The following is a 23,664-nucleotide window of genomic DNA, read 5'->3' as shown; positions in this document are numbered from 1 at the left end:
TAATGGACATCATTTGTGACGGCTGTAGAGAAAATTTTATGATCTCACCCAGTTCTCCACCCAGCGAGTGACCGGGAGGGCGAATGCTCCTGCTGAGCCCAACACCGCTCAGAAGAACGGAAATAGGTCCGGGGGAAGGTGATGATCGAAGAATCAGCCGTAGTGCGTTTGATTCGGGCGGTTTGCGTCCCCGGGACGTTGTCCTCAATTCATGGCGGTGTTGGGCTCAGGAGGACCTTCGCCCTCCCGAGGCGCGCGGTCGGTTGAAGATTTGGTCAGAGGGTGCTGAGCGGCTGAGGACAGCCGCTCTACATCTCCTCAATTCATGACGGTGTTTGGCTCAGGATGACCTTCGCCCTTCCAGGGGACCAGCAGTGGTGGAGGACTTTGGCAATGTTTCCGCGAATTACAATGTCGGCGCTTTGAGAAACGTGACGCGTCTTGGGTTCGAAGGCCACGCCGAGATTCGCTTTGCGGAGCATACACGCATCGCCGTCGTTGTCGCCGATGGCGATGATGTGGAGCGGCTGAGGGCACAGGTCGCTCAAATGATGCAGCACGTTTTCTTTGCAGATAGTGTGTTGTGGGCAGCCGCTGGTATGTTTCATAGAGGGGCAGACCGTCACCGCGCCGCTCGCGCGCCCAGAGCTGAACTCGAGCAAGTGCGCGAGGCTAAAGTCAGCGAAAACGCGGCGGCGGATAACTTCAGTGGCAATATAGTAGCTGTCGCTAACAATACCGACTGCATAGCCGCGTTTTCTCAAACCCACGACCAGTTCGACCGCCCCTGTGGTCAGCGGCATGGCCATTGCCACTTCGTGAAATGTCGACTGCGGTACCTCTGCAAAGAGTGAGGCGATCTGAGCAGTACGATCAGCAGCTGATAAGCATTCGTTGTCCAAAAAAACACTCAGATCATGTTGACGCGAGGTGGCCTTGGCCAGTTCCTCTACAAATCGTCCTTGGATCAACGTGCCGTCCATATCTAGCAGTGCCAACCTGCGTGGCGAGTCGAGACGCAAGAGGATGTCTGGCAAGTCAGCACCGGCTAGGCGCTCCTGCTCTCGTACCGATAGAAGCTGTGATTCATTAAAGCGACCATAACGTCGTGCGCGGTCGAGAATGGTTCGAACTACCTGCTTGGCCATGCGATTCAAATTCTCTAGCGGTTGGCAATCGTGTTCCAGGTAGCCAATGTCTACTTGCTCAATCCGGACTCCATTGGCATGCATATCCAACAGCAGTCCAATGTCGACACCATAATCGTTCTCGAGATCGAGGGACTTAATCAGGCTGCGCCTGGTCGCGATAATGCCACCAAGGGGCTGATCGATCGACAACAGCTCTGGAAAGAACGTTTGCAGCAGCGGTTTGGCGGATAGCTGCGTGACACGCCCAGCCGTGCGTGTGAATCTGGCTTTAACAAAATCGGCGCGACCTGCCAAAAGTGGCCGCGTCATCAGTTCAACCAGGTCGCTCGTAAACTCCGACAAGTCGCCATCCATGAACAGCAGATACTCCGTCTTGGCTGCCAAGGCTCCATCGAGCATCGAAGCGCCCTTGCCCAAGAACGAACTGGTAATGACGCGAGCGCCTGCCGCCGTGGCCAATTCAGGTGTTCCGTCGATCGAGCCATCATCGACGACGACGACTTCCGTAACCAGAGTGGCCTGCTTGATGTGTTGGATCAGGTCACGGATGGTGGCGCATTCGTTCAGCACAGGAATGACGACTGAAATCATTTGTGCATCCTCACTGGTTGATGCCGGAAATTACATGCCAGGCCCTTCGGCCAGTTCTAAGCATGTGAACGTGTCCACAGGCTTAGATGCAACTTAAGACATGGAATGAGGCAGCGCCAATACGACAGAATGTCGACGTGCTAAGCACGTCGACACGTCCAATTCGGGATTAGGGCACAAACAGGAATCGAGGATAGAGTTTATCACAAACCACATTCAACGCTAATAAAACTTGGTAAGTTTAACCATACCAAATAAAGCTGGTCGATGTTGCCTAAGCCCAGGTGGTCATCTCGCCTCACGCATTGCCCCCTGATTACGACCATGTGTGTCCGCAAAGCGTTCACTATTTTCTTGATTGGATTTTGTAGTTCGTTCATGGCTGAATTCGCCCTGACACGAAGAGTGCCCTAATCCCGAATTGGACGTGTCGACGTGCTTATTGCCGGACAGTGTATCTGCTCCGGTCGGCCAACGCTCGATAAACTTCTGCGGTAATATGAACCACGAATGCGTGATCTGCATCGCTCAGTCTCTCATCGACACTCTGTGAAACCACAGAATCGCGAGCGGTGAAATTCTCTGGAAGTGGCTGATGGATTTTGTCGGCCAAAGGCAATTGTAGAAAATTGGCTAACTCGTGAACCGTGGCCTCAAAGTTTTCAAACAGCGCATCGTAATGAAGCAAAAGGAACGCGTGCCTTCCCAGTCGCGAGCCACCTTCCAGCCAACCTTGAACATGGTTAGCCCAGCGATGGACCATCGTTTCGGCCGTTCGATGTTGAAAGCGCAGCATGTCACCGGTCGGCGGTGTGCGGATGAACTGGCTGGCCATCTGTACTTGCGGTCCGGCGGATGGATCGACATTCCATAGAAAGTTCTGGTAACTTCTCAGCGCCGGTAGAACATCGCGCATGACATAAATGATGCGCAAATCGGCACCGTAGTTGCGCAGCCAATCGGCATAAAAGCCGTGCTCATAGTGCGATTTAAAAAGGTCGACTACCCAGTGTCCGGGCAAGTGTGCGACAATGGAGTCGTCCGATAGTAGCGCCTGAGAGTCAGGCATGGGACCGTCGCTCAGTTCATGTGTGCACGCGTGAGCGTAGCCGAAGTTCAAGGCCAGAGCGTCCGAAACGAACTGCCCACCCGAGCATTCATGGGCCGCCACCAACACCTTGGGGCGCGGCACCCTGGGACTTGGCCCCCTGGGGCGCGGCACTGCCGAATCATGTTTGCCGATCGGAATGGCTAGCATGGGATTGTACTGTTTCTCGAATTGAGAACCCAGTTTCGTAAACTGGGCGACCTGGGCGTGCTGGCTCAATTTCAATGCTAGGTGACGAACTGGCGATGGCCAATACGACAATTTGTCATGCTGTCACGTTGCAGTAAGCTGAGTAAAAAACAGTATGGAAATCAGTACATCCTTATCGAGATCGCAACTGCGGTGGCGGCCCTTCGTCATGACCGGAGTCGCTTTGATCCTGGTGTTGGCCACCGGGGTCTGGGGGATGGTGCGCGACTTGGGGCAAGTCACCGAATCGATCACGCGAGCTGAGTTGGCCAAGTTTCAATCGCACGCCGAGCGGACGGTCCATCGCATTGATTCGGAGATCAGCCAGAGCAAGGATCTACCAGCGTTTGTCAAAAGCAATCCACGGTGGTTTGAAGATCTCTGGAAACTCACGGTTCGCCGTATGCCAGAAGTTCTGTACGGAGCCGTCTTGGACGCTGACATGATCTCGATGGAAGACAGCAATCGTCTGCTGCTGATAGATCAAGCCAAGACCGTTGGATCGAGTCTCATAAAACTGCCGCCGTCCATAGGCGGTGTCTCGCTAGGTCACTTAGGCGACAATTTGTTGCTACTGCCAGCCAGTGAGCATACCACTAATAAGCGTGTACTGGATGTGACCTACCCGATCCGCGCAGGAACCGCGGTGTTGGGATACTATCGCACTGGTATGGACTACGACCTGCTGCAGAACAAGATCGCTCAGGCGCGTCGCCGAGTCTTCGGCGGCTGGGCCAGCAGCTTGCTCGCCATCACCGCCATCGTAGTCGGAGCTTGTATTTCGCTTTACCGCTTGGGTTTGCATACCGTTCAATTAGAAAGGCAGTTGGGCTCCGCCGAGATGCGCAGAGTGGACGAACTGCATCGGTTGATCGTGGGCCTGGCACACGAAGTGCGAAATCCACTAAATGCTATTCGCTTGAACCTGTTCGCTTCCAAGAAGATGTTGCGCGAAGGGCGAGACTTCGATATCGAAGAAGCTGCGATCATCATGGATGAGTCGGTTGAGGAGATCGAACGCATGGACGATTTAGTTGGGCAACTACTCGGCTATGCCCGTGTGGTCGCCAAGTCGCCATCGCTGGTGAACCTGAACGAGCAAATCGATTCCGTGCTGAGGTTCTTTGGACAATCGCTGGAACAAAGTCGCGTGCAAGTTAGTTTTGACCGTGGAGTTCACGAGCCTATCGTATCCATGGATCCGCAGAGCTTGCGGCAGATCATGATCAACCTGCTTCAGAATGCATGCCAATCGATGCAAGCTGGGGGAATCATCAAAATCTGCATTGTTACCCAGGAAGAGGCGGTGCACATTTCCGTGCATGATAGCGGTGGTGGAGTAGACGATGCGATCATGCAGAAAATCTTCGATCCCTTTTTCAGTACCCGCGAAGACGGGGTAGGTATGGGATTGGCAGTGGTTAAGGGACTTGTCGAAAGTTCAAAAGGAAGTATTTCGTGTCGCCGCAGCGACTTGCTGGGCGGGATGGAGTTTCGTATCGAGTTACCAGCAGCTGCCCTGGAAACGGTTGGGTAAAGATCATGTCGCGTCAGCGCAGAATTCTCATCATTGAAGACCAAAAGCGCGAGCGAGATGCGCTATCTCGGGTGCTGAAGATAGAGGGATACGTACCGGTCGCCGTGCCGGGAATCAAGGAACTGAATGATCACCTCAGCGATGTATTCGACCTGGCCATTTGCGATTTGCGACTAGGAATGGACAGCGGTTTGGATGTTCTCAGACTGGTCAAAGAGAACTGGCAAGGCATCCCCGTCATCATGGTGACGGCTTATGGCGCGATCGATAGCGCGGTTAACGCCATTAAACTCGGCGCGATCGATTATTTGACTAAACCACTCAAGCCGGCTGAGTTGTTGACCTTACTGAATCGATACCTACCGATGGAACGGCAGGACTCCCCTGCTCCGCAGTATGCATTCTGGCTTGAAAAACAATTGGGCAGTTCGCGCCTGATGAGCTCGATCTACGAGCGTGTATCAGTTCTGTCGGAGTCGGATGGCCCTGTGCTGATCGCGGGAGAACAAGGGGCTGGTCACGAACTGGTGGCAGCTGCCATTCATGAACAGAGCGCGCGCAAGCATCGGCCGTTTATTGAATTTCGCGCCTCGTCTTATGCAACCTCAGCAATTGAAACAGAGCTCTTTGGGTTGGGACGCACGGATTACTACAGTCGGACGAAGTTGAACAAGGGACGGGTCTCTCAGGCGGCTTCAGGGACGATCTACGTGGAAGAGTTCTTTGCGATGCCGATGGTGACGCAAGTGCGACTGTTCGAAGCCTTACATGGCTCGCGCCGCCCGGCTAACGTCGCCAAAGAAGAGGTGCGGCTGATCGCCGGGGCAAGCTTGCCGCTAGCCGATTTGCATGAACTGGAACATAGCAACTCCGAGTTGTTGTCCAACTTGAAGCAAGGCTTGATTGAGTTGCCCGCGCTCCGCGAGCATCCCGAGGACATCCCCAGTCTTATCGACCATTATCTGAACGAGTGTTCGCGCAGGCACCTTCGAGCCCGACCGATGCTGGACGACGCACTCTTGAATTTCTTGTGTTCGTACGAGTGGCCGGGCAATGTTCGGCAACTGCGCAATGCACTCGAGAACATGTTGGTATTGTCGCGAAGCGAAAAGATCTCGATGGATGAGTTGACGGCTTTCTTAGGCGGTGAGCATTTAACCGAATCATCGCCTATCTCGGCCTCTGAAATGAGCCTGTCGGAACTTGAACGCATCGCGGTGATCGGTGCGCTCAAACGCAGCTTGGGCAACAAAACACATGCCGCTCAAAAGCTTGGTATTTCGGTGCGTACGCTGCAACGGAAAATGAAGCAATGGAAAATGGAAGGGAGTGAAGTTGATGCATAAAGGGTCGGCCGTAGCCTGGCAACAATTTGAGCTCATGATGCGTACGGGAGTTCCCCATGCGATGGACATTGCCTGCGAATTGGCGCGCTGCAAGTTAGAAGTGCCCGTGCCAACGCTGGACGTCAAGCCAAACATTGATTTGCAGTACTATTGTGTGATTCATCGCGCGTATCGCGCAAAAGTCTTGACTCTGTTCTTGTCGATGATGAAAGTGATCAAGGACACCGAAGGCTGGGCCAATGTTCAAGCTTGTCAGGATACGCAGTTGAGCCTGGTGGATATCTGTTCGGAAAATCGTCATTTGCCGCCCAGTGTGTTGGCTGAAATGATCTATCACCGGCTGGCCTACTCAGAAAACGGCCAGCTGTGTTTGGCCAGTGACTCCAAGAAAGTGGCCTAATCCCGAATTGGACATGTCCACGTGCCTAGCGACTGCGGCCGTGATACCCAAACGGGATTGCAGCGCCTACACTGGTGTCCAATTGTGCCATTGGTACAAGTGTTTGTATCATCGATTTTTCTGGGCAAGGATTCTACGGTGCTGTTCGCCTCAGGTCTGGTCATAGTTGGCATTGTTCTGCTGATTGCTGGTGGCGAAACCTTGCTGCGCGGGGCAGTTGGTTTAGCCACGCTGTTGCGATTGACACCCGCCGTCATTGGACTGACCGTGGTCGCCGCCGGTACTTCGGTACCCGAACTGGCTGTCAGCGGCGTGGCTGCGTATCAAGGCAGTACCGACATCGCGGTGGCCAACGTGGTTGGGTCAAACATCTTTAACGTCACGGTGATCCTGGGGCTGTGCGCCCTGATTCGGCCATTTGCCATCGTGGGCAATACAATGTGGCTCGAGTATCCAGCCCTGGCGCTGGCAACTCTTTTGTGCGTAGTCAATGTGCAAGATCATACGGTCAGTCGCCTGGACGCTCTGCTGTTCCTGTTGTTGTATGTCGGTTTCACTGCCTACCTGGTCCGGCTGGTTCGCAAACAACTGACTAAGCAAGAAACGGATCACCTCAAAGAGGAAGTGCAGGAGTTGGTGCCTGAGAAAAAGCCCAGCATCGCCTTGTGTAGTATTCTGCTGATCGTAGGCATTGCTCTGCTGGGGGGTGGCGCGCAAGCGACGGTGACGGGAGCGTCACAACTGGCGCGGCTTTGGGGTTGGTCGGAAAGTCTAATTGGATTGACGATCGTGTCGATGGGCACAGGCTTACCCGAGGTAGTCGCTTCTTTGGTGTCGAGCCTGCGCGGGCGTAGCGATATGGCTATCGGCAACGTGATTGGCTCGAACCTATTCAACATCCTGGTGATCTTGGGTTTGACCGGACTAGTCCATCCCTTGCCCGTTCAGGAGTCGATCGTCAAATCGGATTGCTGGTGGATGTTAGGCGTCACCGCCGTGCTCTTGCCAATTTTAATGAACGGTCGCAAAGTGAATCGCTGGGAAGGCGGCGTCTTGCTGCTGACCTATGGTGCGTACCTGGCGTATCTCTTGTCTGTCCAGTGAAAGTTATCTGGTACTCTTACTCCAATTTGTACTCCTACTCCTACTCCTACTCCTACTCCTACTCCTACTCCTACTCGTACTCCTACTCGTACTCGTACTCGTACTCGTACTCGTACTCGTACTCGCAATTTTTCGAGTAGGAGTAGGAGTAGGAGTACGAGTAACCCCCATTTCCCATCGCTAGCGAGATTGGTACGTGTGGATGGTGACCGTTTTGTTGTTGATCGAAGCTGATTCGGCGTAGATCAGCAGGCAGTGGCTTGACCGGTAGAGCAGCTCTACGATGGTGGCCAGTTGCGATAGCGGCATGTACATCGTGATCAAGGCTTGAGTGGCATTGAAACGCGGCTCCGTTAGTCTGGCACCATCGGGCAGAAAGATGATGTCGCCATTTTGGGCTATGGTACCGAAGTAGGGACGACCTTGAACTCGAATGTTATTGCGGAAGCTTGCGGAACCGCCAGTTGAGATAGACGAATAGCTTTCGCTGTTGGTCGATACGGATTCGATCAGTAATCCATGTACTACTGCGAATTCATCGGGAGAATAAAGTTGGCGGAGTGACTGTTCTTCGTCAGCGGAAGGTTCATTTCGAACGGTCATTGTGAATCTTGCGTGAATGCAGGGCCTTGGTCTCATTTCTCAACAGGTGTCAACACTCACCCATAGCTTGCGAACAGAGAAATGAGACCTGACCCCTTTTTCAGTAAGTCTAACCGATCCACTGGCCATTGGGGCTGAGTTTGAAGTGCCTAGCGCCTTCGACGGCGATTAACGACAACCATTGGTTGTTGACCAGATTGGCAACCAGTTCATGCTTTTGGTAGATACGTTCGATGCTCTCACGCGACGCACAGATGACTACCAACAGTCGCATGGGCAGGTGTCGGAAACTCGCTCCATCGTGCAGCGATTGAATCGGTAAACCGGTTTTCAAATCGCCCGCGTTACCTGCCAGTATGCCGAACTTGCCGACCACGTTATGGATCGTCTTACTGCCGCTCCCGAAATGAGGATTGTCGACGGTCGAAGCGTAATACTGCATATTGATCCAGTTGGCCACGATCATGGGTGCCGTCATGATGCCTTCTAGAACCGCACCGCTGGGATCTTGCTCTTCCTCGTAGCTATGCAAAAAGACTCGTCCCTCCAGATCGAGCTGGCTGGTCATCGAGCGCGGTCCGACAAAGAAGGCAACGTTTCCAGCCAAACCCCATTCCGGTCGGACTTCCGACCAGTCCGTAGCGCGACGCATTACATCCAGGGCACTGCGAGAATTTAATTGGGGCATACGCTCATGAGCGGCGGCATCCGTTGCGTCCTGGCAAGCGGTTCGCAGATCGGCCAACTCGTTTTGGTGCGATTGCGGCACTAGATCTTGATCCAGAAACTCGATGGCGTCCGTCGTAGTATTGTGGACCGCCGCCAAGAAGTATGTGTCGGGTGGAATCGTAATGCCCAGCTGGCACAAGCCCAGTCGGGCTTCGGTTTGATTCAACAGCAGAGCCAGCCAGCGTGCGTTGGGCGCGCCCGAATGCCCGCCACATGCGCCGCAATCCAAGCCCGCTGCCAGTGGATTGTTATGGGTTTGACTGTGGTGCCCACAGAAGACTAACAGCCTGACAAAGTTGTTCTGGATACCCAGGTTGGTCAGCACTCGAGCTGCCAGGTGGATTTGTGCGTCGAGCCCTGGCACGTCTGACCCTGGCACGTCTGACAAGTGTCCACCCAGCGCAGGTCGCAGTTGGTCGGCGCTACTGCGAAGGCCATCGCGCTGCGGATTCACTGGTCGACTGTATCCTAGCGCACTGCTTAGTAGCTGCCAGCCAGACCACAGGCCCGACGACTCGACAAATCCAAAACTGCTGATCGATGAGCTTTTAAAACTCTGCCATAGTTTTCTCCACGATCGAATCGAAACTCGTCGCTCGACAACTTTGTTCTGGTCCGCAGAGGATCCACTGCACAGACACTCGTGAACTCTGAATTGTGGTTTGAGCAACACCGGCAATTGCGCGGTCGCTTGGGATTCCGCTAACGGCACGAAGTCGCATGGGATTCCAAAGAAACCGGCGAATCCAAACGTTTCCACGTTCGAAGACAAATTTTCCAAGTGGCGACGAATGCGCTCGGAACGCACGTCGATGCAAAACACCATTTGAACTTTGGCGGTGTTGAGCCGATTGGTATACTCGGGCGATGTCGGATCAGGCAGCGACGTCAAGAAACGTCGACGATAGCCAATCTCGGCCGCAGTCAAAAGAGTGTAGCGCATCCAAGCGTCTTGAAGCGCTAGCTGATCTTCGCAGTGGAAACTCGCGTGACCATTGGGAATAAAAGAATTCCAGTCGATCTCCAGACCCAGAACTCGGCTGAGCCCGTAATCGTATGCCAGGCGAATCGCAATCAGGCCAGTCAGAGTCTGCAATTGGCCAGCGTCGGACTGCTGCTCATCTTGATGCTTGGCCCATGCGCACCAGCCTTGGATGGTAAATGCCTGGCTCAGCAATACTGTGGTCCAAAGCGGATACGGCACCTTCATGCGGCACAGCAAGTCAACGATCGCTGACTTGGGGTCATGCGGCAAGCTGGCAACCAGTTTCCGCATGCCTGTCAGTCCCAGCACTTCGACATTGCGATCAATCTGGGCTATCTCGTGCCAGGCGTGAAATAAAGAGCGATGTTGCCACCCGCTGCCCCACGAGGCCTGCGCGTCATCGTAGTGGGCCGCGCAGAATTTGGAGATCTCGTCGACAATGATCTCACGCCAATCCACGGTCGATACTGTAGATGCATGATTGGCTATAGTCCGAATCGGCGGAAACTTAGCGGAGCCAGATGGCAGGCTACTCGGTGGCGCCGCGTCCTTTGTCCCATAAACATTCGACTTGGATTGCAGTCTCTTCAGTCGCTGGCAGATCTCAGCAGCGCTGACGGGTTGCACCGAATGAGGCCAGGCGATTTCGTGGAGAGCCTCTTCGATATCGCGCTCTTGGATTTGGCCCTTGCGATGCTCAGCGGCATAGAACTCCAGCGGCATCAACGTTTCGCATTCAGAAAAAACTTGCAGAAACGCCCGAGCTGACATGAAGTGGCGATTGCTCAAACCAAAGTAAGGATTGACGGCAACGTAATCTTTCAATGGCCAAACGGGGGCGAGCGTATCGAACACCTCCTGCATCACCGCGTCGAACTTGATCAGCCGCGCTCGCTCAGACGCCTTTTGGGCAGCGCTATGGTGCTTGGCAATGATTTGAGTGCTCATGGATTGTCTCTCGCTGGAATGTAATTAAGGATTACTACTTGGGCGGCTTAGGATTTGAGGACCGAGAACTGTGTGCGCAGCCAACTTTCCAGATAGAAGCCGTTGGCAGCATGCAGCTGCACGCTGCGTAACCGATGGGCGACGGCCGGCGACATAAGTGCTATTTGGAAGACAAACAGACTTATGAAAGCGACCAATGCGAAGACCGACAGAGCAGACCAGCTCACCAGGCCCACGGGAGGCGAAACCAGGTGGTCGATCAGGGCAAAGCTAAGGCTGTACGAACCAATTAGCACCAGGGCCATGCAACTTGCACGCAGCACGATCATGGGCTGGCCCACAGCCAGCGTTTGCGAAATCCAGCTCGTCAATGCCAGGCACAGTACACAGGACAGCAGCCAACCGCCTGGCTTGTTGAGCGGATTCTGCCCGACGACTATTAACATGGCCCACGTGGTGGCCATCAGTCCGAGCATGACCAACAGTAGGGTAGTCCAGCGAACTGGCTGGATGAACGAGCGGGCCGCTTGTGTTGCCGCTCGGCCACTGATCACACTACCGGAGCTTAAGAACTCATAAGCTTTGTAAAGTGAATGGGCTACGATGTGCAGCATGGCCGCGGAGTAGGCTCCCAAGCCACATTGCATCAACATGAATCCCATCTGCGCGATCGTTGAATAGGCCAGTTTCTTTTTGACGCTGGTCTGAGTCAGCATGATCACACTGGCGACGCAAGCCGTTAACGTGCCCATTACCACCAACAGGCTCAGCGCGATCAATGACGAGTTCACCAGCGGGCTGGTACGCACCAACAAGTATCCGCCCGCGTTGACGATGCCGGCATGCATCAAGGCTGATACGGGCGTTGGGGTTTCCATGGTCAATGGCAACCAGGTATGGAATGGAATTTGAGCCGACTTGGCCAAGATGCCCAAGACCAAGGCACAGGTCGCGAGCTGAAACACCGGCTGGCTGGAGATGAGCGGATCGCTGGCGGCAGCAGCCAAATCCGCGAATCGCCAAGACTGAAGCACGCTGTAGTAACTGCAGAGAGATACCACGATAGCGATGTCACCGATGCGGCTGACCGAGAATTTTGTCCAGGCAGCTCGCTGGGCAGCAGGACGCTCGGCGTAGTGCAGCAGCAAATGATGCAGGCCAATACTGATCGCGCACCACAACAGTCCGAAAGTCAGCAGATCGGCGGCCAAGACCATGCCGCCTACCGACCCCAGAGTGAAACTCATCCATTGAAAGTAGCGCACCTGCATGGGTTCGCCATCCAGATAGCGAATGGAATAGCGGCAGGCAATCCAGCCGATAAAGCTGACCAGGCTGAACATCAGTGCCGCCGCGCCATCGCGCAGAAAGGTGAGCTGGTTCAGGATCACGAGCTCGGCAGCGCCGCTGCCCGCCAGGCAGCTGGCCAGTCCCCACAAACCTAGCAGGCACTGAGCACCAGCCAGGCTGGTGACCAGGAAGCGAAACTGCCGGCAATACGGCTGAGCCCAGGTCGTTGGTATCCAGACCAGTAGCGTTTGTACGACTGCCAGCAGCAGTAGTAGCGGAAGTTCAGAGGGCATCGAGTAGCTCCAGCAGCAAACGGTCAAGCGACGCAAAAAACGAATCGTGGTACGAACTATAAACCACGACACAAATGTCGTCAATTACAAGTCGTCAATTGTGTAGCGTAAGATTTAACCAGAGTTTCGTTTTTGTACGAACGGGGAAAGTACGACCGAGGTTTCGCTAAATGCCTGTCGTCTGTTAAACTTTTGTGCTTTAGGGCGGCTAGTGCGGCCGTGTTGGCGGAGTGTTGGCGGAGTGTGGCTATGAAAAAGAAGACCTCGGTTCCCAAGAAGCCTGATGTGACGAGCGCTAAAGCTTGGACTTTTCTAACCAACCACGCTCATGTTTTGATCGTGCTGTACAGCGAGTCCGACTTGGCCTTGCGCGAAGTGGCCATGCGGGTGGGAATAACAGAGCGGGCCGTGCAGCGGATCGTGCAAGATCTGGAGGACGACGGCTACCTGAGCCATGAGAAAGTTGGCCGCAAAAACCGGTATTCCGTTTCCACTTCGCACGCCCTGCGCCATCCCATCGAAGCTCATCGCAAGATTGGTGACCTGCTGCAACTAGTCGCCAAATAACGCTCACCCCCGTAGCGGAATGCGTCAAGCATTTCGAGCGCTATCTTAAACGCTCAACACACACATCGATTTCGAAAGCCTTGACGGCTGCTGGTTCTCAAGAGTGTCTCCTTTCGCTCCGCGAAAGGCACTGTATCTCGCGGAGCGAGAGTGAGCTCGGTCTGCTTGCCTTTCGCGGAGCGAAAGGGAGACTGATTAAAGTCCAAATCCTCGGCTGATGCGGTCCAGGGCTTCGCGTTCAGTGGAGCTGACTTGTCCGAAACCAAGCAGCCCGCCTGAGGCACGGGCCACGCGTTTGGCGATTTCCAGGATCATTTGGCCGGTCTGCATCCCTTGCTGTGAGGGCTGGGAGGCGGCGAGTGATCGCGTATATTCCTCCCACAGGTTCCATAGGTCTTCGCTGGGTTTTTCTGTTAGCCAGCTTTGAAACATTCGAGCCGACTCCGCGCTGTATGTCTCTCGGGCTTGCAGGTTTAGTATCCTGGCCGCCGTAACTTCCTGTTCGGACACGCCACCGCTGGCCCAGGCGACCATGGCGATCGGCATCCAGGAGAGGGCATGAATGTTCCGCGCATTAAATCCAGCCCGATGCAAGCGTTCAGCCAGTTCTTGATCCCTCAAGCCGGCCACAAGTTTTAATTGCATGACTTCATGCTCGCGCTGCGCAGCCCGTCGAAAGCTTTCCAGGTGGTCGAGCTCCAGGCGGGCAAACTTCAGTTCTACCAGTCGCCGGGCTTTGGGGCACTTAGCTCTGTTGGTTACCATTTGCTTCTCTCCTTCTCATGGCGACTTACCTCGACTGCCTATACGCACTGCTGCCTGTACATAATGCGCCCAGTGGAGTTAAATGGCCTTACCCCTCAGTAGACCATCGCGTCACACTGGGCGCATGTATTGTGATGCTTACTACTCCTACTCCTACTCCTACTCCTACTCGTACTCCTGTGGTGCCTTCACCAACCATTTCGAGCAAGAGTAGGAGTAGGAGTAGGAGTAGGAGTAGGAGTAGGAGTAGGAGTAGGAAAACTGCTGTTTAATCAAAATCAAATAGTTCACTGAACCAAGACTCGCGTTTCTTTGGCTTGCCATATCCCGAATTCGGATCGTGCCTGCGGTCGTCGTATCGTTGGTGTTCGTATCGCCGTTCATCGTGTCTGTATCGGTCACCGGAATGCTGTGCGACGACCGGTGGTTCACTGCGTTGCCCCAACGAATAATCAGTTCGAATCTCTTTAGGATCGATGGCGGCAAAGGACAGATCGATCAGCTTCTGCAGCTCGCCTCGGTCCAGCCATACGCCTCGGCATTTGGGGCAGTAGTCGATTTCGACACCTTGACGGTCGGTCAATTGCAACGTTTCTTGACATAAGGGACAAAGCATGAAACATGTCCTGATTTGGGCTAATGGTTGATAGAGGGAGTGGACGAATCATCGCTGGACCATTTGGTTCGCGATGATGTCTGACGTGCAACTTGCCGGCTCAGGGCGTGCGAGGCGCGGTCGGCTACACGATGAATCAGTGCCGGCACCGAGTCGTCCGAATCGCGAATGATGATGGGCGCCATGCGCCGCAGGTGCAGTACACACCTGCAATGTTTGTCTACACCACCCCGTGGGCCGTTGACATCTTCGATGTATAACAACACTTGCTTGAGACGATGTTGAAAGCGGCCCAGTTGCCGAACCAAAATTTTTTCGCAAATTTCGTGATCTAAGTTCGCTCGGGAACTAGTTGTAAATCGTATCTGTAGTTGCATGACTGGCTCCACCTAAGAGTTTATTGGCCGGATCAGCGTCAGGTGACAATGGAATATACGGCTGAAAAGCCCATGCGATTAGTCTAAAGAACAATACGCTTCGTTTGAAAAAACTAAACTATTGGAGAACGCCCGTGGATTGGTTGAACTATCACCATCTGTTGAACTTCTGGTTAGTTGCACGTGAAGGGACCGTTCAGCGGGCCAGCGAATTGCTGCACGTGACCCCGGCTAGCGTCAGTGTGCAAGTGCGGCAATTGGAGCGTGCGTTAGGCGTGCGTCTCTTCAAGAAGCAGGGCCGCGGCCTGGCGCTGACGGAAATGGGCGAACAAGTAGCCGCGTATGCCAACGAGATATTCTCGACCGGACGCGAATTGATGGAGATGATCAAAGGCCGGCCCGTGGGCAGGCCGCTCGAACTGCGAGTTGGTATTCGTGAAGTGATGCCCAAATTGGTTGCCTACCAACTCATGCAACCGGCTTTGGAACTGTCTCCGCCTATCCGCCTGGTTTGTCAAGAAGGCGACATGGCCGAACTGATCGCGGACCTGGCCATTCATAAACTCGATCTTGTCTTGACCGATACGGCACTTGACCCGCTCTACAAAGTACAAGCCCACTCGCATCGTTTGGGCAGCTCCGATGTTGTCATACTGGGATCCAAAGAGCTGGCCGACAAATACCGTCGCGGATTCCCATCATCGCTCGATGGAGCACCGTTTCTATTGCCCACCGATGTCAGCGTGCTAAGGCGTCACTTGGATCGCTGGTTCGCTGACTTAGGTATGACGCCTGTTATACGCGGTGAATTCGCAGATAGCGCGATGATCAAGATTGCTGGCCGCCGCGGACTGGGCCTGTTTGCGGTGCCGACCATCATCGAAGACGAAGTTAAAAAGCTGTACGGTCTCTTCAGGGTCGGTATCGCCGGTGGAATTGAAGAACACTTTTACGCCGTATCGGTCGAACGCAAAGTGAAACATCCCGGCGTGATCGCGATTCGTCAACAAGCACCGGACAATAAACGCGACGCGGTAGCTCGCTGAGCACTCCGCTCAACCGGCTTTGGTATCACCACCGACTACGCGCAAGTGAGGTCGAATGAAAGCGGCCGCGATGGCTCGAGGAATTTCTGCCTCTGCTAAAATCAGTTGAGCCTGGTAATCGCGCTTCAAGGCGACCATCTCTTGTTGCAAGGCGACTGCCATCGTGCGCCTGGCCTCGGACTCGGCCCGGGCGATGCGGATGTCGGCATTGGCTTGATCCAATCGCAAGCGTGCTCCGATATTGGCCCCGACGTCGATATCGGCAATGTCGATCGACACAATCGTGAACGATGTTTGCGAATCGAGGCTCCGCGCGGTCACTTCACGTGATATTAGGGCCGGATCAGCTAACGCCTCTTCATAAGTTTGACAAGCACCGATGGCAGCTACGATCCCTTGACCAACGCGCGCGATAATGGTTGGCTCCCCTGCTCCACCAATGATTTTTTGCAGATCGGTGCGCACCGTTACCAGCACGCGAACTTTCAATTGAATGCCATCTTGAGCAACCCCATAGAGCGTATCTGGGTTGCCATCGACAATTGCTGGACAACGAATAGTCTTCGGATTGACACTGGAAGTAACCGCTTCCAGGATATCGCGCCCGGCCAGATCGATGGCTGATGCCGTTTGCCAGTCGAGCACCAGGTTGGCGCGATCCGCCGCGATCAGGGCCAGGGTCACTCGATGTACATCGCCGCCAGCCAGGTATAACGATTCGATCTCGGCCGTCGAGATATGTGCCAGTCCAGCTTGCAGTGCCATGACTTTACAGCGCACTACAACTTGCGGGTTGATGCCTTTGAACGTCATCAACATCAAAGTCGTGATGCCGATATCAGTTCCAGAGGCATAGGCTTGCAGCCACAACCAGATGTGCCAACTTAGCACGAACAGTACAGCACAGATCAGGCCCAGAGCAATAATGGAGACGTATAGAAGCGTCATGCAGCGCTCGATTCATGCTGGTCAGACGCCAGTCGCGAATCGTGATAATAACTGTTCATCATATCTGCCTCCTCAGTGGGTTCGGCATGGGCCAAACCGTCAACCTACCAGACTGGGCAGATTAAACAATAGGCGTGGAATGCTAGTCTTATCGTTTCATTAGTGGACATGAGTGTTTACTTAGTGTTCCTCTGCTCCCATTTTGACATCTCCTCCAAGGTTGGCCAAAATCAACCTCATATTAGTGCTCGTCGAGCTTCTTTCACTAATACAGGGCCAAAGACTATGTTTCAGCAAGAAGGTTACGATCTGATGGCGGCAGCGTTTGAGGTCTACAACGTCCAGGGGTTCGGCTTGGCTGAAGAGATCTATCAGCAGAGCTTTGAAATTGAACTCGGCTTGCGCAACATTCCCTACCTCAGCAAAGCCCAGATCGAAGTCTACTACAAAGGGCGTTTGCTCAACACCAAGTACATCCCTGACCTGTACGTCTTCAACGGCATCGTCGTCGAACTGAAAGCTGTAAGTACACTGCTATCTGACCATGATGCGCAACTGTTCAACTACTTGCGCATCAGTCAAAATCAGGTCGGCTATCTGATCAACTTCGGTACCCCGAATAAGCTGCAATGGAAACGCTTTATAGTAACCGCGGAACACTAATATTCGCTAATAAGCACTAATAAGAAGCAGTTCGAGCCTTACCGTTTCATTAGTGGAAATGAGTGTTTATTAGTGTTCCTCCGCTTCCAAAATCGACGATCACGCCGTCCACGAGCACTCGGCCTTGGTGGATCTTGATCATCTTGGGTTGTCCGTCATCGTTACGCGCAAAGCTGCGGAATTCGAAGTAGGGTTTCTCGTTGAGATCGACGGTGATATCGGCCAGGATATGACACGCCAAGGCTTCGCCGAGCGCCAGGCTGCGCGTGTTGTCGGTTCGCCAGTGAACGCCGCCCATACTGCGTCCCAGAGCGACATTGGAGGCGAGTTTGTTGAGTTCACCTTCGATCGTCAGTTGGCTGGCGATATTGCCAGGCAAGGCGGTGCGAATTTCATCTTCGTTGTCAGCTTTGCCGGTTTGGTAAGCAGAAAACGCATCGGCTGGGCCGTAAGGTTTGCTGCGTTGGCCCAGTTCGCTCAGAGGTTTGGGAATCACTTGGCCATTAATGCGATCGAAGGTTTGGAAGTACGCTTTGAGAATGGTCACGCAGGCTCCGGCAACCGTGGCGTGGCCGGCGCCGTAGGCAGGGTGAGTCGGACTGCCTGCCGTAAAGGCCATGGGCAGCAGCAGGCTGTGGCAGTCTTCGCGAATATGTTCAGCGGCCATGGTCTTGGCGACCCAAGCTGGCAGGCCATAGGGTCGCTTCTCCTTCTTAGGCCCCACGCCGACGGTTTGGACATGCACCAGGCCGCCATAAGCTTCGGGCCGCAACCGCAGGTGCACTTGCCACTTTTGATTCCAGACAATTTTGAGCGCGCGAGTAGCCACTTCGGAGACGAGCGCCAAAATGTGAGGGCCGCCCAGCGTGCCAAAGCCGGCTTCGCGATTGCCGAAGCCTGGGCGGGGAAAATCGCCATAGGGATTGCCGTAATTCCACTTGGCTCCGCCAGAGAGCAGGAGCAGCGCAGCATTGAAGTAGGCTTGATGTAACGCATCTTTGTTTACAAAGCGAGCCAGATCGCGCATGGTGCCGATGTATCGACTGGTGTTGACATAATTCTCAGCGCTATGTTCGTTGGATTGCGGGTACGCTTGACCGTGGTTGTCTTTGCCCGAGTTCTGGGCTTCCAGCCACGCTGGATATTCGGTCAAGAAGTCGAGGTGTGACTTGTAAGGCACTTGTCGTTGGCTGATCGACTGCGTACCGAATTGAACATCGCGAACAAAGAACTGGCTGACCAGTGGTCCGTATTCTTCACCGGGCAATCCCATGCGAAACAGGTTCTGCGGAGTGATCTTGCTGAGTGAACCGGCTGGGCCTGGTAGGTCGATGCCGGTGATCAAGTGTCCTGGATCGGTACGATCTTCGATGCCGCGTTTGAATAGTTCCCCGAGTTCTTTGGCGGCTGCGTCGACCAGCTCGTGGCTGTTAAATTGATCAAACGACACATCTCTCAGAAGTGCCATCCAGTACAACTCGGTCATTTCGGCTGCCGTGGTGATCGAAAGAACCGCGGGTGCCGGTGGCATCGAGTAGGTAGCCGGATGGCGAGTCAGTCGATCGTGCGCTAGACCAGCTTGTGGATTGGTAAAGCGGGCAGTCCCGTCTTTATAAAATGGCACCTCGCTGAAAGCCGCATTACCTTCGCAGGCTTGCACGAACTTTTCGAAGTGCACCGGATCGACTTCACCAAATCGATCGTGCTTGAGCGTCTTATGAAAACTCCCCAACCCACGCACAGGCTTGCCACCGACATTGAAGACGCGATACGTATCACCATTAGCAGTCATAGTTGTGGACCTCGAGGAAAGTGATGGGTAGCCACCGTCACCAGACGGTAGACCGTCAGGGTAGCCACCGTCGCCAGACGGTGGACCACCGCATGGCAGCGTTGCGACATGTCCTGGCCCTAAGGCTGAACGTTTAACCGTTCAATTGTTTTTATATGGTACCAAAAAAATATTCTGACACGAAAGATGCTCAGTGCACAATGAAAGACGAAATTGAACTGGTCTATAAACAATAAATGCAAGAAAATTGTAGAAATATCTGAGACAGCAAAGATCAAGCCTTTGTAAATCCATACTGACCAAGGTCACAATATTCATGTGATCATTGCTAGGATAGCCATGCTTCCAGCGGGTGAAAAGAAACAGGCTGCAGGCATGAGGCATGGATCATCTATGCAGCTTTTTGCCGTTTTCGAACTGCTCAGGCCTGAAAGAGTTGGGGTCATTAAGACCAGTACAGAATTCTAGTATACTAGTGTCGCATTGTCTCCTTTCGCTCCGCGAAAGGCGAATCCTTTGGCGGAGCATAAGGAGACACAAGGTCTGTCCCAGGTCTGTCCCAATTCTTCTAGAGAGTTTCATCGTGAATACAGCCCGAGATTCACTGCGTCGTTTTCTGAGTGGCCGCCAACCTAATTGCCGTAGAGCATCCAGACCAGCGCGACGACTGCTGAGTGAAAAGCTGGAGCTGCGACAAGTGATGGCAGCGGATTTAGGGCCCGAGCAGTTGTTGCACAATTGGGTGCCGCCGACGCAGGAGGTATCTTGGGGCGATGTATCGCTAAGCTTGGGGGCGGCGGCCACGGCCGACGAGTGGAAGGCAAAGCTCGCGCCCTATGCTGATCGACTCTCCAATAGCGATCAAGCAGCGCCGACGTTTCGAGTGAACGACTTGCGTTACGACCCGTCGACCGCTACGACGTTCCTCTATTTGCAACAAACGCATCAGGGAATCGACATCGTCAATGCGTACGCTAATCTGGCGGTGCAGAATAATGGTCGAGTGACGGCCGGCTATAGCTCGTTTGTCTCCACAGATAAACTAGCTGGAACTGAACTCCGTTTTGCGAGCTTGTCGCCAGAGCTGGCGCTGGCATCGCTGGGTCGACACTACGGTTGGCCTGGCATTGATCCGGCCAACATTTCACAGTCAACGACTTCACAGTCAACGACTTCACAGTTCACCAGCGTGGATGCCAGGCAGAACCCGACGTTACAAGCTCCAGCCATAGCCCGCCAGGCCGTTGAGTATGTGGGCGTGTTTGTGCCGAACGAACGCCAAGAGCTAGAGATGGCCTGGCGAATGAACGTGGAGCCATTGGTTTCCAACTCATGGCTCGACGCATCGGTCAGTCAAATTGATGGCAGTGTGTTGTTTGTTGCCGATTGGACTTCGAATGCTCAGTACGAAGTGTTCGCCTACCCCAAAGAGAGTCCAGCCGACGGTCCGCGCACGCGCGTAATTGATCCAGCCAATACAACAACTTCGCCGTATGGCTGGCATGATACCGATGGTGTGCCAGGCGTCGAGTCGGTACGCACTCGCGGCAACAATGTAATTGCCTATCGGGATACCGATGCTAACAATCGGCCTGATTTAGATTCGTATGTCAATGGTGGCGCGATTTTGATATTTGCACCGCCGCTAGACCTGACCCAAGAGCCTGCCAGTTATGCTGAAGCAACGACGGTGAACCTATTCTATACAACCAATCGGTTGCATGATGTGTTTGCCAACAAAGGATTCTATGCAGAGGCAGGCAACTTCCAGCGCAACAACTACGACGCAGCCCGTGGCCTGGCTGATGATCCCCTACTAGCCGAAGATCTCGACGGCGGCGGATTCAACAATGCGAGTATGACGGTACCGCCCGATGGTCGTCGACCGCGGATGCAAATGCAACTGTTTAATACGACGACTCCGGCACGCAGTAGTTCGCTGGACAACGGTATCATCGCGCACGAGTACGCGCACGGGGTTACGGTTCGCTTGACGGGTGGTCCCAATAATTCCTCAGGCCTGGCAACGCTCCAAAGTGCGGCCATGGGCGAAGGCTGGAGCGATTTCTTTGCGTTGCTCTTTACGCAAGCATCTACAGATACAGCGGCACAAGGTCGAGGAATAGGGACATATTTGCTCGGGCAACCGGCCGATGGCCCGGGCATGCGGACGCAGCGATATAGCTATGACATGTCCGTCAATACGCTCACCTTTGCAGACATTGTCGGCGTTTCCGATCCGCACACGATGGGCGAAGTATGGGCGGCTACGCTGTGGGACTTGAATTGGGCGCTGATTGGTGGGCGTTCGCTGGATGCAAATTTGAATAACACAGGTTTGGGATTCAATACCAACTTGAATGCGACCACCGGCGGCAACAACGTGGCCTTCCGCACTGTGTTACATGCCTTGAAAATTCAACCGCTCAATCCCACCTTTCTGCAAGCACGCGATGCGATTTTGCGAGCCGATCAAATTCTGAACTCGGGGGCCAATCAAGAGACCATTTGGCGCGTCTTTGCGCGGCGCGGCATGGGGTATAGCGCCGTTGGTAACGTCGCCTCCAGTTCGGCAGTCACGGCCGCTTTCGATATGCCGATCGTTGGGTCGATTGCTTTCGAACGTCAAGGTTTGCTCGGGAGCGGCATAGCGACAGTCAGCGGTCCATTGTCCAACGTGCTCGGGATAAGAGGTTCACAGAGCTTGAGCTTCGCGATGGAAGCCAATAGTCGCGTTAGTTTCCAATTGACCCCTGTGAGCGCTGCGGCGCAATTGACGGTGCAAATTCGACGTGCCAATGGAACAGTTGTGAGGGCGGCAGAACAAGCCGCAGCGGGTGCCACGATTGTTATACCAACCTGGTCTGCCGGAGAGGCTGGAGACTTCTTATTGGAGGTCTCTGCCAGTGCTCCCACGAAAGTCAACTTGGTGGCTGCGCGAAACGCGGCTCTGGAATCACAGGTGGGTGATTCGTCCAGCGAGAATGAGCTGGGGTTGAACAGTTCGTTCCGAGCACTAGCGGGAGGAGGCATCAACGCCGCGGTGGGTAATACGGGCGTAGCAGGCTACCGCTTTACCCAGGGCAACGACGCTAGTAAGTTCATTGACATCAGCAGTTCCGGCACAGCAATGTTTCTGTCCGATGATCAAGAGCGAGTTATCCAGTCGACTGTCGGCAATCGAATCATTCCTGCTGGTAGCGTCGTCGTCAGCAATAACGGAACCATACTGGCTGGACCCTATATTGACTTGAGCTATGTCAACCTGCCTCTGAGCCAGGTGGCAGAGAGTTTGCCGCCAAGCTTATTTGTTTACTGGGATGATATTGATGGAGGTCCCGGCGCTGTCTATTGGCAGGAACTGATCGTCAATGGTATTCCGACTTTGATTGTCCAATGGCACGAACGTCCCTACTTCCCCAGATTGGGACAGGCCACTTTTCAGCTGCAACTCTTCGAGTCTGGTCCGGTGTTGGCGCGTTATGCGTACAAAGATGTCGAGTTCGGATCGGCTAGTTTTGACAATGGAATCAATGCCACTGTGGGCGTCATTGGGCCAGACGATTTCGCAGAGTTCAGTTTCAACACTGCATCATTATTCGCCAACGACTATCTCGATATTCTACCTAGAGATGTCAATGACGAGTATCGTTTTTCGGGTATGGCTGGGCAGCGTGTCGATGTGGCCCTGGATGCGCTCGGGACAAGCAATCTAGGCGACACCACTGTGCGCCTGCTTAGCGCATCGAATTCAGTGCTGGCGACCGCCAGCCGAACGCCCATCAGTGCATCGACTGCGGTGGCCAATTATGATCTGGGTATCTTGGGCTTTGTGTTGCCTGCGACTGGCGACTATTCCGTGCAAGTTTCGGGCCTGGCAGGTTTTGACTATTACCTGGCAGTAACCGAGTCGTTGGCCATCGATACCGAGAACGCCAGCGGAGTAATAACTCCCGCGCGTTCCTTGACGTTGCCAGCGGCGGCCGCAGGTTTCATGAGTGCCTCGGATACACGCGATTTGCTCGATCTGCAACTGACCAGCGGTCAAACGATGCGTGTGTTGCTTTCCTTGGCCGACGATAATGCAGGTATGCTGCCACGCAACACTTTGCGCCCGCGCGTGAATATTCTGGGACCTGGCGGAACCATCATCGCCACCAATTCGACATTCAACGCGGACGGACAAATTGTGCTCAGCGTGACAGCGACGGAAACCGGACGGCACCGCATTGACTTGCGCAGACTCTCGGGTGAGGGTGACTATGTTCTGCAAGTCGACCAGCTTCAGGCTGCCACCAATGCCACTGTTGCATTGGCTGCTCCGGCCACAGCCGTGGACGAGCGTGCGAGCTGGCGCTCCGCCTGGTATAATCTGGCACAGCCCTTAGACGTTAGCGATGATCTGCAAGTTACCGCCCTGGATGCCTTGCTGCTGATCAATGAAATTAACTCACGGCACGTCAGTTCCGCGTTCGGTCTCTTGCCGTCGCGCAGGACGGATACAGCAGTGGTCGACCAGTTCTTTGATACCAACGGCGATGGTATGTTGACACCGGCCGATGCGCTGTTGGTGATTAACCAGCTCAATCAATAAACGGTCATTAATTTTTGCACGG

General features: G+C 54.1%; 18 protein-coding genes. 8 read left to right on the top strand and 10 right to left on the bottom strand.

Annotated features, from left to right (window positions below):
* Positions 1–323: 323 nt before the first annotated feature.
* Positions 324–1,742, bottom strand: a complete 1,419-nt coding sequence (locus SH573x_RS27550; protein ID WP_479351274.1) for a glycosyltransferase — start codon at positions 1,740–1,742, stop codon at positions 324–326.
* Between the two features lie 439 nt (positions 1,743–2,181).
* Positions 2,182–3,000: a sulfotransferase domain-containing protein gene (locus SH573x_RS27545; protein ID WP_479351273.1), complete on the bottom strand. Its 819-nt coding sequence runs from the start codon at positions 2,998–3,000 to the stop codon at positions 2,182–2,184.
* Positions 3,001–3,208: 208 nt separating this feature from the next.
* On the opposite strand from SH573x_RS27545, the gene SH573x_RS27540 reads away from it, so the two are divergent.
* From SH573x_RS27540 to SH573x_RS27525, 4 genes are all read left to right on the top strand, one after another.
* A complete protein-coding gene (locus SH573x_RS27540; protein ID WP_479351272.1) occupies positions 3,209–4,576 on the top strand; it encodes a sensor histidine kinase in 1,368 nt (455 codons plus the stop codon).
* 5 nt (positions 4,577–4,581) lie between these two features.
* Positions 4,582–5,922, top strand: coding sequence for a sigma-54-dependent transcriptional regulator (locus SH573x_RS27535; protein ID WP_479351271.1), 1,341 nt, complete (start codon positions 4,582–4,584; stop codon positions 5,920–5,922).
* Entirely contained in the window at positions 5,915–6,322 is a 408-nt protein-coding gene (locus SH573x_RS27530) for a hypothetical protein (RefSeq protein WP_479351270.1), read from the top strand. Before SH573x_RS27535 ends, SH573x_RS27530 begins: the two co-directional genes overlap by 8 nt.
* Positions 6,323–6,406: 84 nt before the next feature.
* Complete coding sequence (locus SH573x_RS27525) at positions 6,407–7,426, top strand: calcium/sodium antiporter (protein WP_479351269.1); 1,020 nt, start codon at positions 6,407–6,409, stop codon at positions 7,424–7,426.
* A gap of 180 nt (positions 7,427–7,606) precedes the next feature.
* On the opposite strand, the gene SH573x_RS27520 is transcribed toward SH573x_RS27525, so the two are convergent.
* The 3 genes from SH573x_RS27520 to SH573x_RS27510 all read right to left on the bottom strand — a co-directional run bounded on the left by SH573x_RS27520 (position 7,607) and on the right by SH573x_RS27510 (position 12,274).
* Positions 7,607–8,029: a hypothetical protein gene (locus tag SH573x_RS27520; protein ID WP_479351268.1), complete on the bottom strand. Its 423-nt coding sequence runs from the start codon at positions 8,027–8,029 to the stop codon at positions 7,607–7,609.
* Between the two features lie 109 nt (positions 8,030–8,138).
* Complete coding sequence (locus SH573x_RS27515; RefSeq protein ID WP_479351267.1) at positions 8,139–10,691, bottom strand: YbcC family protein; 2,553 nt, start codon at positions 10,689–10,691, stop codon at positions 8,139–8,141.
* 47 nt (positions 10,692–10,738) lie between these two features.
* The gene (locus SH573x_RS27510) at positions 10,739–12,274 is read right to left on the bottom strand and encodes a proton-conducting transporter transmembrane domain-containing protein (RefSeq protein ID WP_479351266.1); all 1,536 of its coding nucleotides are present in this window, start codon (positions 12,272–12,274) and stop codon (positions 10,739–10,741) included.
* 249 nt (positions 12,275–12,523) lie between these two features.
* Here SH573x_RS27510 and SH573x_RS27505 point away from each other — a divergent pair, with 249 nt between their 5' ends.
* A complete protein-coding gene (locus SH573x_RS27505) occupies positions 12,524–12,841 on the top strand; it encodes a helix-turn-helix transcriptional regulator (protein WP_479351265.1) in 318 nt (105 codons plus the stop codon).
* A gap of 195 nt (positions 12,842–13,036) precedes the next feature.
* Here SH573x_RS27505 and SH573x_RS27500 read toward each other — a convergent pair whose 3' ends face one another.
* From SH573x_RS27500 to SH573x_RS27490, 3 genes are all read right to left on the bottom strand, one after another.
* Positions 13,037–13,606, bottom strand: coding sequence for a hypothetical protein (locus SH573x_RS27500; protein WP_479351264.1), 570 nt, complete (start codon positions 13,604–13,606; stop codon positions 13,037–13,039).
* 268 nt (positions 13,607–13,874) lie between these two features.
* The gene (locus tag SH573x_RS27495) at positions 13,875–14,222 is read right to left on the bottom strand and encodes a TFIIB-type zinc ribbon-containing protein (protein ID WP_479351263.1); all 348 of its coding nucleotides are present in this window, start codon (positions 14,220–14,222) and stop codon (positions 13,875–13,877) included.
* A 20-nt stretch (positions 14,223–14,242) separates the two neighbouring features.
* On the bottom strand, positions 14,243–14,599 hold the full coding sequence (locus SH573x_RS27490; RefSeq protein WP_479351262.1) for a hypothetical protein: 357 nt from the start codon (positions 14,597–14,599) through the stop codon (positions 14,243–14,245).
* Positions 14,600–14,733: 134 nt separating this feature from the next.
* Here SH573x_RS27490 and SH573x_RS27485 point away from each other — a divergent pair, with 134 nt between their 5' ends.
* Entirely contained in the window at positions 14,734–15,645 is a 912-nt protein-coding gene (locus SH573x_RS27485) for a LysR family transcriptional regulator (protein WP_479351261.1), read from the top strand.
* Between the two features lie 9 nt (positions 15,646–15,654).
* Here the strand turns inward: SH573x_RS27485 and SH573x_RS27480 are convergent, their stop codons facing one another.
* Entirely contained in the window at positions 15,655–16,593 is a 939-nt protein-coding gene (locus SH573x_RS27480; protein WP_479351260.1) for a flotillin-like FloA family protein, read from the bottom strand.
* 285 nt (positions 16,594–16,878) lie between these two features.
* On the opposite strand from SH573x_RS27480, the gene SH573x_RS27475 reads away from it, so the two are divergent.
* The gene (locus SH573x_RS27475; protein ID WP_479351259.1) at positions 16,879–17,256 is read left to right on the top strand and encodes a GxxExxY protein; all 378 of its coding nucleotides are present in this window, start codon (positions 16,879–16,881) and stop codon (positions 17,254–17,256) included.
* A gap of 49 nt (positions 17,257–17,305) precedes the next feature.
* Here SH573x_RS27475 and SH573x_RS27470 read toward each other — a convergent pair whose 3' ends face one another.
* Positions 17,306–19,048 (bottom strand): vanadium-dependent haloperoxidase, encoded by a 1,743-nt coding sequence (locus tag SH573x_RS27470; protein WP_479351258.1) that lies wholly within the window; start codon positions 19,046–19,048, stop codon positions 17,306–17,308.
* A 583-nt stretch (positions 19,049–19,631) separates the two neighbouring features.
* Between SH573x_RS27470 and SH573x_RS27465 the strand changes: the two genes are divergently transcribed.
* Positions 19,632–23,642, top strand: a complete 4,011-nt coding sequence (locus SH573x_RS27465) for a M36 family metallopeptidase (protein WP_479351257.1) — start codon at positions 19,632–19,634, stop codon at positions 23,640–23,642.
* The last annotated feature ends 22 nt before the right edge of the window (positions 23,643–23,664 follow it).

The organism is Rania fehmarnensis, assembly GCF_056494185.1.
The sequence above is the reverse complement of the archived record's forward strand: the minus strand, read 5'-3'. Positions and strand labels throughout refer to the sequence as shown.